The 12790-nt window shown below is 63.2% G+C and carries 13 protein-coding genes; 5 read left to right on the top strand and 8 right to left on the bottom strand.

Annotated features, from left to right (window positions below):
* Nucleotides 1-15 precede the first annotated feature (15 nt).
* On the top strand, nucleotides 16-504 hold the full coding sequence (locus CHB75_RS13525) for a hypothetical protein (RefSeq protein ID WP_245840969.1): 489 nt from the start codon (nucleotides 16-18) through the stop codon (nucleotides 502-504).
* 46 nt (nucleotides 505-550) lie between these two features.
* Here the strand turns inward: CHB75_RS13525 and CHB75_RS13520 are convergent, their stop codons facing one another.
* Genes CHB75_RS13520 through glmU form a run of 4 tightly spaced genes read right to left on the bottom strand, consistent with a single transcriptional unit; the run spans nucleotide 551 to nucleotide 4961 of the window.
* Nucleotides 551-1228, bottom strand: a complete 678-nt coding sequence (locus CHB75_RS13520) for a DNA alkylation repair protein (protein WP_089271339.1) — start codon at nucleotides 1226-1228, stop codon at nucleotides 551-553.
* Nucleotides 1225-1779 (bottom strand): pyridoxamine 5'-phosphate oxidase family protein, encoded by a 555-nt coding sequence (locus CHB75_RS13515; RefSeq protein WP_089271337.1) that lies wholly within the window; start codon nucleotides 1777-1779, stop codon nucleotides 1225-1227. The genes CHB75_RS13520 and CHB75_RS13515 overlap by 4 nt, the downstream gene beginning before the upstream one ends.
* Before the next feature lie 9 nt (nucleotides 1780-1788).
* Complete coding sequence (gene glmS / locus CHB75_RS13510) at nucleotides 1789-3606, bottom strand: glutamine--fructose-6-phosphate transaminase (isomerizing) (protein WP_089271335.1); 1818 nt, start codon at nucleotides 3604-3606, stop codon at nucleotides 1789-1791.
* Complete coding sequence (gene glmU / locus CHB75_RS13505) at nucleotides 3606-4961, bottom strand: bifunctional UDP-N-acetylglucosamine diphosphorylase/glucosamine-1-phosphate N-acetyltransferase GlmU (RefSeq protein WP_089271333.1); 1356 nt, start codon at nucleotides 4959-4961, stop codon at nucleotides 3606-3608. The genes glmS and glmU overlap by 1 nt, the downstream gene beginning before the upstream one ends.
* Nucleotides 4962-5081: 120 nt before the next feature.
* Between glmU and CHB75_RS13500 the strand changes: the two genes are divergently transcribed.
* On the top strand, nucleotides 5082-5747 hold the full coding sequence (locus tag CHB75_RS13500; RefSeq protein ID WP_089271331.1) for an HAD family hydrolase: 666 nt from the start codon (nucleotides 5082-5084) through the stop codon (nucleotides 5745-5747).
* A gap of 18 nt (nucleotides 5748-5765) precedes the next feature.
* Here CHB75_RS13500 and CHB75_RS13495 read toward each other — a convergent pair whose 3' ends face one another.
* The 4 genes from CHB75_RS13495 to CHB75_RS13480 all read right to left on the bottom strand — a co-directional run bounded on the left by CHB75_RS13495 (nucleotide 5766) and on the right by CHB75_RS13480 (nucleotide 8339).
* Nucleotides 5766-6575: an arginyltransferase gene (locus tag CHB75_RS13495; protein WP_089271329.1), complete on the bottom strand. Its 810-nt coding sequence runs from the start codon at nucleotides 6573-6575 to the stop codon at nucleotides 5766-5768.
* A gap of 89 nt (nucleotides 6576-6664) precedes the next feature.
* Nucleotides 6665-7108, bottom strand: coding sequence for an RDD family protein (locus CHB75_RS13490; RefSeq protein WP_089271327.1), 444 nt, complete (start codon nucleotides 7106-7108; stop codon nucleotides 6665-6667).
* A 62-nt stretch (nucleotides 7109-7170) separates the two neighbouring features.
* Nucleotides 7171-7590, bottom strand: a complete 420-nt coding sequence (locus CHB75_RS13485; RefSeq protein WP_089271325.1) for a DUF2852 domain-containing protein — start codon at nucleotides 7588-7590, stop codon at nucleotides 7171-7173.
* 281 nt (nucleotides 7591-7871) lie between these two features.
* Complete coding sequence (locus CHB75_RS13480; RefSeq protein ID WP_089271323.1) at nucleotides 7872-8339, bottom strand: YbaK/EbsC family protein; 468 nt, start codon at nucleotides 8337-8339, stop codon at nucleotides 7872-7874.
* A 111-nt stretch (nucleotides 8340-8450) separates the two neighbouring features.
* Between CHB75_RS13480 and CHB75_RS13475 the strand changes: the two genes are divergently transcribed.
* From CHB75_RS13475 to CHB75_RS13465, 3 genes are all read left to right on the top strand, one after another.
* Entirely contained in the window at nucleotides 8451-11234 is a 2784-nt protein-coding gene (locus tag CHB75_RS13475) for a bifunctional [glutamate--ammonia ligase]-adenylyl-L-tyrosine phosphorylase/[glutamate--ammonia-ligase] adenylyltransferase (RefSeq protein WP_089271321.1), read from the top strand.
* Nucleotides 11231-11509, top strand: a complete 279-nt coding sequence (locus CHB75_RS13470) for a hypothetical protein (protein ID WP_089271319.1) — start codon at nucleotides 11231-11233, stop codon at nucleotides 11507-11509. Before CHB75_RS13475 ends, CHB75_RS13470 begins: the two co-directional genes overlap by 4 nt.
* A gap of 276 nt (nucleotides 11510-11785) precedes the next feature.
* The gene (locus CHB75_RS13465) at nucleotides 11786-12787 is read left to right on the top strand and encodes a Gfo/Idh/MocA family protein (protein ID WP_089271499.1); all 1002 of its coding nucleotides are present in this window, start codon (nucleotides 11786-11788) and stop codon (nucleotides 12785-12787) included.
* Nucleotides 12788-12790: the final 3 nt, after the last annotated feature.

The following is a 12790-nucleotide window of genomic DNA, read 5'->3' as shown; positions in this document are numbered from 1 at the left end:
CTAAGGTCGTGGATAATGAATATTAAGTGGATCCTCCTGATAACCCTGCCGCCGCTGATTGCAGGATGCACCGACGGATTGTCTTGGAAATCCAAGGCTGTGACCCCGCCGGTCGAGCAGGCCGCGCAAGAGATTGCCGTGCAACGCCCCGTGCTTCGCAGCGCCCCCGAAGGGGCCCGCACCGCCGCGCAATTCGACGTGACCACCCCGCAGGAACGCGCCGCCGCTGCATCCGTGCAGCCCGCCGGGGAACGCTCCCTTGGCACCACGGTCGCGTCACTGGGTGATCCGACCCGGGTCGGCTTCTGGCTGGAAACACCACTGATCAGCGAACCGGGCAAGGGGCGCGTGGTGTTCCCCGGCACCGGCAAATCGGCGAATGTGGACCTGATCCCTATCGACGGGCCTGCCACCGCCGGCAGCCGTCTGTCCCTGTCCGCGATGCGCCTGATTGGGGCACCGCTGACGGATCTGCCCACAATCAAGGTCTACGCCGGGGGCTGATCGCCCCGACGCCCATCGGTTGCGGCGTATCCGGAAGCCGCCAGCCCTATGAAAGGTGCCGACGCGCCTCTTTCACGGCATAGGCCTTCATCCGCCCGCCGTGCTCCTCCAGGAACGCACGGGTGCGGTCCGGGGCGTGTTTCGACAGATCGCGCAGCCACCAGGCGACGGCCTTCTGGATGATGCCGTTCTTGCGATCCAGATACCCGGCGGCCCAGCCAAGGATACGTTCGCGCGCCGCAAGTTCCTGTTCCGTGGGGAAATTCTGCTTGGTCCAGGGCAGGGTCACCACCAGCGCGGCACGGCGGGTCCAGATATTGTCGCTCTGTGTCCAAAGCTCCACCTGATCAAGCCGCGCAGGGTCAGCCACCAGCCGCCGTTGCCCGGCCATGCAGGCGTGATCGGCGATCGCCCAGCTGTCGAAATCGGGCACCCAGGACTGGATCAGATCCCAGGCGGCCTCGTCGGGGCGCATCCGGGCCTGTGTCAGCAGCTTGGCCGCCGCCAGACGTGCCTCAAACACATCGGTTTCCCACAGCGCCGCCGCCAAGGCGACCCGCGCGTCGATGTCCATCTCCTGACGCCACTCGGAAACGATGGTGTTGATCGCCGGATTGGGCACGCCCAGATAGGGACGGTCCACCTTGTGATAGGCGGCCATCTGTTCTGCGCGGCCCGGTTCGGCGGCGGCTTTCAGGGCGTCGAGCGCCTCGTCCATGGTCATTTGTTCAGGTTCGCCTCTATGCCGGTGGGGGCACCGTCGATGGTGGTGCGGTTGCGCGTATCCCAGTAAGTTTCGATGCCGTCTTCGCCCTTGTCCTCGGCCCAGACCTTCAGCGTGTCGCGTTCACCGACATGGTCAAAGAAGGGGATGGAATAGCCGCAAGAGCTCTGCACCATCTCGACGCTCAGATCATAGATCTGCCGGGCGCCCAGCGGGTCGCCAAACAGGGCAACCGTTTCGGCCCAGTCCGGGTGATCCCGGTGCAGGGTGCGCGCCGTGCCATAGGCGCGCAGGATCATCGGTCGCCGGGTGAAAGAACACCACATCAAGGTCATCCGCGGATCCTGCGTCAGATGCCCCGCGGTTTCATTGCCCGACCCGGTCAGGTTCAGCCACAGGATGCGATTATCCTCAGTGACGCGCAGCGACTCCATCCCCTTGGGCGAGACGTTCACACGCCCCGAAGGCCCGGCGGTGCCGGTGAAAAAGATATGCTGCGCCTCGATAAAGGCGCGGTGTTCCGGGCTGATCCGGTCGAATTGCTTGGCCATGGGGCCTTCCTACTCGACCGTCACGGACTTTGCCAGATTGCGCGGCTGGTCCACATCCGTGCCCTTTGCGATGGCCGTGTGATAGGCCAGCAGCTGGGCCGGGATGGCGTATAGCAGCGGGCTCAGGATGGATGGCACCTCGGGCAGGATGATCGTTTTCCAGACGTCCTGACCGGCCTCGGCAGCCCCCGCCGCGTCGGTGATCAGCAGCACCTTGCCGCCGCGTGCCAGCACCTCTTGCATGTTCGACACGGTCTTGTCGAACAGCGCGTCGCGCGGTGCCATGACCACCACCGGCACCGACTTGTCGATCAGGGCGATGGGGCCGTGCTTGAGTTCACCCGACGCATAAGCTTCGGCATGGATGTAGCTGATTTCCTTCAGCTTCAATGCCCCTTCAAGGGCGAGCGGATACATCAGGCCCCGGCCCAGGAACAGCACATCGCGCGCCTCGGCAATCTGGCGGGCCGCCTGATTGATGTCGTCGCTGCGGTCCATCGCAGCGTTCAGAACCCCCGGCAGCGCGCGCAGAGACGCCAGCGTTTCGGCCAGCGCCTCTGGCGTCATCCGGCCCCGGTCGACAGCCGCCTTTAGCGCCAGCAACAGCAGCACGTTCAGCTGGCAGGTGAACGCCTTGGTCGATGCGACGCCAACCTCGACCCCGGCATGGATCGGCAGGGCCAGATCGCTTTCCCGCGCGATCGAGGATTCGGCGACATTGACCACCGACACGATCTTGTCGGCCTTGTCCTTGCAGTAACGCAGGGCCGCCAGCGTATCCGCCGTCTCGCCCGACTGGCTGACAAACAGCGCGACAGTGTGGGCGGTGATCGGCGGCTCGCGGTAGCGGAATTCGGACGCGACATCGACCTCGACCGGCAGCCCGGCCAGCTGTTCAAACCAGTATTTGGCCGTCAGGCAGGCGTAGAATGCCGTACCGCAGGCGACCAGTGTCAGCCGTTCGATCTTGGTGAAATCAAGCGGTTCGCCCGGCAGGCTGATGGTGTCACCGTCAAGGTATCCGCGCAGGGCATCGGCCAGAACGGTGGGCTGTTCTGCGATCTCCTTGGCCATGAAATGCTTGTAACCGGCCTTGTCGACGCGGGCGGCATCCATGTGGATCTGCTTGATCGCCCGGTTGACCAGCCGTCCCTCACTGTCGCGGATCTCGACCGAAGTACGTGTGACAAAGGCACGGTCGCCTTCCTCAAGATAGGTGATCCGGTCGGTCAGCGTGGCCAGCGCAATGGCGTCTGACCCGACATACATCTCACCATCCCCATGCCCCACAGCCAGCGGCGATCCCTTGCGCGCGGCAATCATCAGATCACCCTCGCCCTGAAACAGGAACACCAGCGCAAAGGCGCCTTTCAGCCGGTCAATGGTCTCGTTCGCCGCCTCGATCGGGCCCAGCCCCTGTGACATGTAATGCTGCGTCAGCATGGCGATGGTTTCGGTGTCGGTTTCGCTGACCGGTGTCATCCCAAGGGCTGCCAGTTCGGCGCGCAACTCGCGGAAATTCTCGATGATGCCGTTGTGCACCACGGCGACCGGGCCGGACTGGTGCGGGTGGGCGTTCTTGGTGGTCGGGGCGCCATGGGTGGCCCAGCGGGTGTGGCCGATCCCGGATTTGCCCGCCAGCGGGTCATGCACCAGCAGATCGGACAGGTTCACCAGCTTGCCAACCGCGCGGCGACGATCCAGCACGCCGTCGTTCACCGTGGCGATACCGGCGCTGTCATAGCCACGATATTCCAGCCGTTTCAGCGCCTCGATCAGGATCGGGGCCACTTCATGGGTCCCAAGGACCCCTACAATACCGCACATCAGTTGGTCCCCTTTGTCAGTTTCGCTTTGCGCGCCTTGAGCATTTCAAACAGCTTACGCCCATGGCCTTCTTTCGTCACCTGCGGTGCACGACCCAGCGCCAGCGCGCCATCTGGAACGTTCTTGGTGATGACCGAACCGCTGCCGGTCAGCGCGCCATTGCCCACGGTGACCGGGGCCACCAGCATGGTGTTGGACCCGATAAAGGCATCCGCGCCGATGGTGGTGCGGTGCTTGAACACGCCGTCATAATTGCAGGTGATGGTGCCGGCACCGATATTGGTCCGCTCGCCGATGTCGGCATCGCCGATATAGCTCAGGTGGTTCGCCTTCACCCCTTCGGCCAGCATGGCGTTCTTCACCTCGACAAAGTTGCCGACATGCACATCCTCGGCCAGTTCCGCGCCGGGGCGCAGACGGGCAAAGGGGCCAACCACCGACCCGCGCGACACATGACAGCCCTCAAGATGCGAGAAGGCCCGAATACGCGCGCCGGATTCGATGGTGGCACCGGGGCCAAAGATCACGTTCGGCTCGATCTCGGCATCGCGTCCGATCACCGTGTCATAGGACAGGAACACCGTGTCGGGGGCCTGCATCGTCACGCCATCCTCAAGCAGCGTGGCGCGGGCGCGTATCTGGAACGATGCCTCGGCGCGGGCCAGATCGGCCCGGGAATTGATGCCCAGCGTTTCGGATTCGTCACAGGTGACGGCGGTGGCCGACAACCCGCGCGCGCGGGCGATGCCGATGATGTCGGTCAGGTAATATTCCTCGCCGGCGTTGTCGTTGCCCACCGCGTCGATCAGATCGAAAAGGGTTTTCGCATCCGCCGAGATCACGCCGGAATTGCACAGGGTGATCATCCGCTCTTCTTCCGAGGCGTCCTTGAACTCGACAATCCGTTCCAGCGTCTCGCCCTGCATGACCAGACGGCCGTAACGGGCAGGATCAACTGCCTCGAACCCCAGAACGACCACGTCGTGATGCGCGCGCGCGACGGCCATCGCCTCAAGCGTGTCGTGGCTGATGAACGGCGTGTCGCCATATAGAACCAGCGCATCGCCGTCAAAATCCTCCAGCGCCGCCTTGGCCTGCGCTACGGCATGGGCGGTGCCCAGCTGTTCGGACTGGATCACCACCTCGGCCTCGGCGTCGTACTCCTGGGCTGCGGCCTGCACCAGATCCGCGCCGTGGCCGGCCACGACGATGATCCGTTCTGGCGTCAGCGCGATGCCGGATTGCATCGCATGCACCAGCATTGGCGCACCGGCGATCTTGTGAAGGACCTTGGGCAGGTCCGATTCCATCCGTGTGCCCTTGCCTGCGGCCAGGATGATCAGTGCGATGCTCATGGCATTTCTCTTTGTTATTTGTGCGCCCCCGTTTTATCGGTCCTGTGGCGCAGGGCAAGGTGACACTGGATCACGTTGGATTGCGGGTTATGACAGGGCCACGGCCCGGACAGGAGCGATATGCGCACGGTGATCTTTGACCTCGACGGCACATTGGCCGACACAAGCGGCGATCTGATCGCGGCGGCCAACTTTTGTTTTGATGCGATGGGGGCGGGCGCGGTGCTCGATCCGGCGACCGATGCGGGGACGGCCCTGCGCGGCGGGCGTGCGATGCTGACCCTTGGCCTCACGCGGATCGGCCGGATGGACGACGCTGTGGTCGACCGCTGGTATCCCGAACTGCTGCGCGCCTACGAAGATGCGATCGACGTGCATACAGTGCTGTATCCCGGCGCGGTAACAGCCGTGCAGGCGCTGCTGGATAACGGCTATCGCACCGGCGTCTGCACCAACAAACCTGCGGGACTGGCCGAAATCCTGCTGCGCTGTCTTGGGGTGCGCGATCTGTTCGGCTCAATGATCGGGGCCGATACCCTGCCAGTGCGCAAACCCGACCCCGCGCCCTATGTTGCCGCCGTGACAGGCGCAGGCGGGGCCGTGGGCCAAAGCTGCCTGATCGGCGACACCGTCACCGACCGCAAGACTGCCGCCGCCGCCGGTGTGCCCTGCGTGCTGGTGACATTCGGCCCGCTGGGGGCTGCGGAAATGGTGGCGCTGGAGCCCGAGGCCCTGATCGGCCATTTCGACGAACTGCTGCCGGTGGTCGGGCAATTGCTGGGGTAGGGGGCCCAGACGCAGGCCTTATCCCCGCGAATCCGGCAGGGATATATTCGCCACCTGTTCGGCAATCGGATCGGTCGACAGGGGATGCGTGTCCTCTGCGTACTCTTCGAGCCCCTTCATCTTCTGCCAGCGACCGTGACGGTAGACCTCAAGCCCCGAAAACGTGGCCTTGTACCCCATCTTCGGCGACCCGGGCACCCAATAGCCCAGATAGACATAGGGCAGCTTGGTTTCGCGGGCGATGTTCACGTGGTCCAGAATCATCCAGGACCCTAGGCTTTGTTTCGGCAGGTCCGGTTCAAAGAAGGAATAGACCATCGACAGCCCGTCATCGAGAACATCCGTCAGGCAGACCGCCGTCAGCTTGCCCGCCTCATCGGCATATTCGACGACACGGCTGCGGATCGGCGTCTCCTCGATCATCGCGGCAAATTCAAACACATCCATATCCGCCATGCCACCATCCGCGTGGCGGTGGTCAAGGTAGCGGCGGAACAGGCTGTACTGATCCTCGGTCGCCCAGGGGCTGGCAGCGTGGCGTTTCAGATGGGCGTTGCGGCTGATCGTGCGGCGCTGGCTTTTGCTTGGCGCGAATTCGGCAACGTTGATCCGCGCCGAAAGGCAGGCCGAGCAATCCGAACAGGACGGCCGGTACAGCACATTCTGCGACCGCCGAAATCCCTGCTTGGACAGACTGTCGTTCAGCTTTTCGGCCTGATCGCCCTGTAGTGCAGTGAACAATTTCCTCTCCATCCGACCCGCAAGATACGGGCAGGGCTGAGGCGCGGTCACATAGAATTGCGGCGCAAGAGGCAGCGAGTGGCGCATGAGAATTTAACGTCCCGGCAAATATTTTGTAAAAACTTAGCAACAGAACCGGGCAGAGCCAAGCCCCGCCGAGGTCTTAGATGCCCGACTTAGCTGCGCCGGTTGATCATTACCGTGCCCAAAGCCATGTCCGTCACGCCCTGACCACGTTCCGTCGCGCACATGCAAACGGCCGAAATCAGCTGCACCGGCATAAAGGAAAGCGACAGACTATACCCCAGCGTGTGCAGAAAGGCCTGACCCAGGTTCAGGCGCTGACCCAGCGCGTCACGCAATTCGATCGCCATCAGGCGCATGCCCCAGGTGGCCGATCCGTTGGCGATGGTGATCGTGCGGTAGGCAAAGCTCAGCACCAGATAAAGCGGCACCAGAAAGAACAGGCCGATAAAGGCGGTGAACACCACCGCAGGCACCACAAGCGCCGCAACGACGATCACGTCGATGATCCAGGCAATCGCGCGTTTCACCGGCACGTCGGCATAAAACTCCCGGTTCTGCACCGGATCAGGAAGATATGAGGCTTGGCTGTACATGTTGTCCCCTCTGAAATGGCGCACGGCCCCGAACGGGGGCCATGCTGTCGTTATGGTTGGCTTCAGGCCTCGGCAGGCGCGTTTGTCGTGCGGGCCTTCGAGGCGCGGTCGTCCATGAACTGGTCGAACTCGGCCTTGTCCTTGGCGTCGCGCAGACGCTTAAGGAAGTCTTCAAAGTTTGCCTGCTCTTCTTGCAGGCGACGCAGGGTGTCGGCCTTGTAGGCGTCAAAGGCCGAATTGCCGCTGGATTTCATGGTGCTGAAACCGCTGGACTTGAAGGATTTACGGCAGGAGGTGCTGAACATTTTCTTGCTCCAGATCATATAGAAGAGAAGGGCGAGGCCAACCGGCCAGAAGAAGACGAAGCCGAGGACCATTGCGGCGATCCAGGCGCCTTTGCCCTTTCGGTCAAGCCAGGCTTCAGCGCGCGAAAACCAACCGGCGTTGGCGGGAAGCGTGGCGGTATAAGTTGCAGATGTCATGTTGGTCTCCGTTGTCTGCGTTGCGTTTTAATGTGAATGTCTTTCACATCGAATAGATCGGGACGCAGGGCGCAGTCTTCAAGGGGCGATGTGAAGGTTTTTTACATTTTTCGAATTTGGCGGTCTGTGTGGGGTGAAATTAGGGGTTTTTGGGGTATTACCTGCAGAAAATGAGAGGTCCACGCCGGCCCATTCTGCGCGGCTTCTGTCTCAACACTGACATAATCGGGCTTCAATTCTGATTGGTAAACTGGGGCGCATCCCATCTTACCATCACAAAGCTAATCCGTAAAATCACCCTCAAGGGCCCCGGTCAGCGACAATAGCGTTCCCGGGTCCAGCGCAAACACATGCCGTGGCGTGCCCGCAGCGGCCCAGATCACGTCAAATTCGTGCAATCGCGGATCCAGCCAGGCGCGGATCGGGCTCAGGTGCCCGACGGGTGCCACACCGCCAATGGCAAAACCGGTCTGCGAGCGAATCAGCGCCGCGTCCGCCTTGCCCAACGCCTCGCCCGCGATGGCCGAAGCCTTGGCCGCATTCACCTGATTGCCGCCCGCGGTCAGAAACAGCAGCGCCTCGCCGGACTCCTCGCCCCGAAAGATGATCGACTTGGCGATCTGATCCAGCGCGCAACCCACCGAATCCGCCGCTTCCTGCGCGGTGCGGGCCTGTCCGACCTCGCGAATATCGGGTTCAATCCCGGCGGCGATCAGGGCGTTTCGGACACGGGTCAGGCTCTTGCTCATCGGCTTGTCTTTCTGTTCTTGGCAGTGTCAGCGGGACGCTAGGCCAGCCAGCCGTGGCGGACAAGACGGCAGACCATTGCGCTTGGGGGCCAGTCATGGCCATCTACCCCCATGACCTTTGCCAGCCGCATCACCCGCTCACCCCGCCCCTTTGCCGCCGACGCGGCCCAGGACGTGCGCGCAGCGCTCCCTTGGGCCAAAGGTCCCGTTGCGGATGTGATTGCCGGAACCGCCGGGTGCAGCCCGTTCCTGCGCGGGTTGATCGAAAAGGAAGGCACCTGGCTTGAGGCCGCGCTGGACGATCCCGAAGCTGCTGTAAAGACGCTCTTTTCCGACCTGCGCAACGGCGCGCTGGATCAGGTGGCGAACGATCTGCGGCAGGCCAAACGCCGGATTGCACTGCTGACCGCACTCGCGGATCTGGGCGGCGTCTGGCCGCTGGAAACCGTCACCGGCACGCTCAGCGACCTTGCCGATCTGGCCTGTGCGCGCGCCCTGCGGGCTGCGCTGATGCAAGAGGTCCGGCGTGGCAAGCTGCCGGGGCTGGGTGAGGATCAGCTGGATACGGCAGGCGGCATGGTGGTGCTGGCCATGGGCAAGATGGGCGCCGGAGAGCTCAATTATTCCTCGGATATCGACCTGATCTGCCTGTTCGATGAATCCCGCTACAGCGCCGACGATTTCCACGAGGCCCGCGCCGGTTTCATCCGCGCCACCCGCCGCATGGCTGCGACGCTGGGCGATCTGACCGGCGAAGGCTATGTCTTTCGCACCGATCTGCGCCTGCGCCCCGATCCCAGCGTAACCCCGGTCTGCATGGGTCTGGAGGCCGCAGAGCGGTACTATGAAAGCCTCGGGCGTACCTGGGAACGCGCCGCCTATATCAAGGCGCGCCCCTGCGCCGGTGACATTGCTGCGGGCGACAGGTTCCTGTCCGACCTGCGCCCCTTTGTCTGGCGTCGTCATCTGGACTTTGCGGCCATTCAGGATGCTCACGACATGCGCCTGCGCATCCGCGAACATAAGGGGCTTGGCGGGGCGATCACCCTGCCGGGGCACAACATGAAGCTGGGCCGCGGTGGCATCCGCGAGATTGAATTTTTCACCCAGACCCGGCAGATCATCGCCGGCGGGCGCGATCCCGAACTGCGGGTGCGCGGCACGGTTGCAGGGCTTGGCGTCCTGGCGAAAAAGGGCTGGATCCCCGCGGATGTGGCCGACGCGCTGACCGACCATTATCGCAGCCACCGCGAGGTCGAACACCGGTTGCAGATGATCAACGACCAGCAGACCCACGATCTGCCTGACCAGCGCGAAGGCTTTGCCCGGCTGGCCTGTCTCATGGACGTGGACGAAACCGTCTGGCGGCGCGACCTGACCGAACGGCTGAATGCCGTGCATGAGTTGACCGAAGGGTTTTTCGCAAGCGATTCAAGCCCCGCACCGGAACCGACCCCCCTTGAAAACAGCCCGATCATCGCGCGCTGGCCGCGCTATCCGGCGCTGCGCTCTGCCCGGGCAGTCGAAATTTTCAAACGGCTGCGCCCGGAAATCCTCAGCCGTCTGGAAAGCACCGCCAGACCCGAAGAGGCGCTGCTGGCCTTTGACGGCTTTCTGGCCGGGCTGCCTGCCGGCGTGCAGCTTTTTTCCCTGTTCGAGGCAAATCATCAACTGATCGACCTGCTGGTCGACATCACCGGAACCTCACCGGATCTGGCCCGTCACCTGTCGCGGAACGCGCGCGTTTTTGATGCGGTCATCGGCGGCGGATTCTTCTCGGATTGGCCGGGGAAAAAGGCCCTGACCGATGAGCTGACTGCCAAACTGGCCCGAGAGGCGGATTACGAACGCAAGCTGGATGCGGCGCGGCGGTGGAAGAACGAATGGCATTTCCGCGTGGGCGTCCACCTGCTGCGCGGACTGACAGATGCAGATGAGGCGAGCGTTCAATACGCCGATCTGGCCGAGGCAACGCTGGCGACTCTCTGGCCGGTGGTGCAGGCGGAATTTGCGCTGAAGCACGGCGCGCCCCCGGGGCGTGGTGCGATCGTTCTGGGCATGGGATCGCTTGGTGCCGGGCGGCTCCACCCCCGGTCGGATCTGGACGTGATCGTGATCTATGATCCCGACGGGGCAGAGATGTCCGAAGGCGCCAAACCCCTGCAAGTCCGGGTTTATTACGCCCGTCTCACCCAGGCGCTGATCACCGCGCTGACCGCCCCGATGGCGCAGGGCAAACTTTACGAGGTCGATATGCGCCTGCGTCCTTCGGGCAATCAGGGGCCGGTGGCGACCAGTCTGGTCGCCTTTCGCGCCTATCAGACCGAAGATGCCTGGAACTGGGAGCATCTGGCCCTGACCCGCGCCCGTGTCGTGGCGGGCCCTAGGGATCTGGTTGACGACGTCACGGCCTTCCGGGCCGAATTGCTGGCGGCCCCGCGTGATCAGAAAACGGTACTGGGCGATGTGGCGGTGATGCGGGCGCGGATTGCCGGGGCCAAGGGGCCGGGTGCATTCTGGGACCCAAAGCTGGGGCGCGGCCGGATGCAGGATATCGAATTGGCGGCGCAGGCCGGGGCCCTTCTGTCGTGCGCGGGTTCGATGGGATTAAGTGAGGGACTTTCCGCCGCCGTCATACAGGGTTGGCTGATCCCCACAGAGGCAGAGCATCTCGCCCAGACGCACGCGCTGTGCTGGGGCCTGCAGGTCGGCGCGCGTCTGATCAGCGATGCACAGCTGGACCCGGACAAGCTTGGCCTTGGCGGATGTGCCTTTCTGCAGCGTGTCACGGGTCTAGACAGCATGAAGGCTCTTGCCGAGACGCTGCAGGCGCGTACCCTGCAGGCTGCGGAAATACTCGACGCCGCATTGCCACAGGCAGGAGAGGCGGAATGATCAAGGGCGACGCGACCGACCCCAAGGGTCTGATAAACGAAGCCTATCGGATCGACGGCATCACCTACGGGGAATGCCGGTCGATCTTTCTGGACTGGGCACTTGCGGTGCCGGTGGATGCCGATACCTCGACGATGATCCGCGCCCTGATCGAACGGCACGCGGCGGCGGACAACGGGACCGACAGCCACCCGATGACAACCGTGCTGCACGAGGGCCTGACCGGCATGGCCGCACCGCGCCGCCGCGGCGGATGGCGCAGTCGCGCGCGTTAGGCAATTATTCAGGCATCTCGGGGATACCGATCCACATCTGCATTGGCCGATCTGGTATGAAATCGGTTTGATCCTTCCCGTCCAACGTCGGCTTTCGCCGGTTCTATTGGTCGGGGGACATGCGCGCCTGGCCCCGCATCGGCGCCGCGCTTTGGATGCCTTTCAGGCGGAATACAGAGTTTTCCAGCAGCCTTCCCTTGCCGCTTGACATGATAATGGAACGTTCCTATTCCATAAAAGAACGTTCCAGAAATTATGATCCAAGAGGATACCGCCATGACCACCTGGGGACTGATAGGGGCCAGCAGCATCGCGGCCGAACAAATGATCGGCGCTTTTCGCAGCAACGGCGGCACGATCAAATCCGTGCTCAGCTCTGACTCGGCGCGGGCGCAAAGCTACGCCGACACCCATGGCATTGCCAAAGGCGTGACCTCTCTGGACGAAATGCTGGCGGACCCGGACCTCGACGCTGTCTATATTTCGACCACAAACGAAAAACATTTCGCTCAGGCGATGGCCGCCATTGCCGCAGGCAAGCATGTGCTTTGCGAAAAGCCGCTGGCGACCAACATCGACGACGCCGTGACCATGGTGCAGGCGGCAAAGGATGCGGGGCTGGTCTTTGCCACCAACCACCATCTGCGCAACGCCGGGTCGCACATCGCCATCCGCGATGCGATCAAGGCCGGAAAAATCGGTCGCGTGCTTTCTGTCCGCGTACACCATGCCGTCCTGTTGCCGAAACACCTGCAGGGCTGGCGCCTGACCAGCCCCGAAGCGGGTGGTGGCGTGATCGCCGATATCGTCGTGCATGACGCCGACACGGTCGGTTTTCAACTGGGCGAATACCCGGTGGATGTTGTCGCCATGTCCGCCGAATCCGGGTTGGGGCAGGGGGTCGAGGACAGCTGCATGTCGATCTGGCACATGCCTTCGGGTGTGATGGTCCAGACGCACGAAAGCTTTACGCACGAATATGCCAAGACGGCTTTCGAAGTCTACGGCACCGAGGGCGCGATCCTTGCACGCAATGTGATGACCCCGGCACCGATGGGCGAGATTGAGATCGTGACGGCCTCTGGTCGCGCCGCGCTGCCGTTTTCCGGTCACGGCCTTTATGACCACGCCGTCAAACTCTTCGAAGGGGCGCTTGCAGGCAAGGGCCGCCCGGGCGCCGATGGCGTGGACGGCATCAAGTCGCTGGCCGTGGCAGCAGCCGTGGCGCAGGCGGCAAAATCCGGTCAGCGCACCGCCGTCGATTTCAAGGGGCTCTGAGCC

Origin of the sequence: Puniceibacterium sediminis (assembly GCF_900188035.1) — a bacterium.
GTDB lineage: Bacteria > Pseudomonadota > Alphaproteobacteria > Rhodobacterales > Rhodobacteraceae > Puniceibacterium > Puniceibacterium sediminis.
The sequence above is the reverse complement of the archived record's forward strand: the minus strand, read 5'-3'. Positions and strand labels throughout refer to the sequence as shown.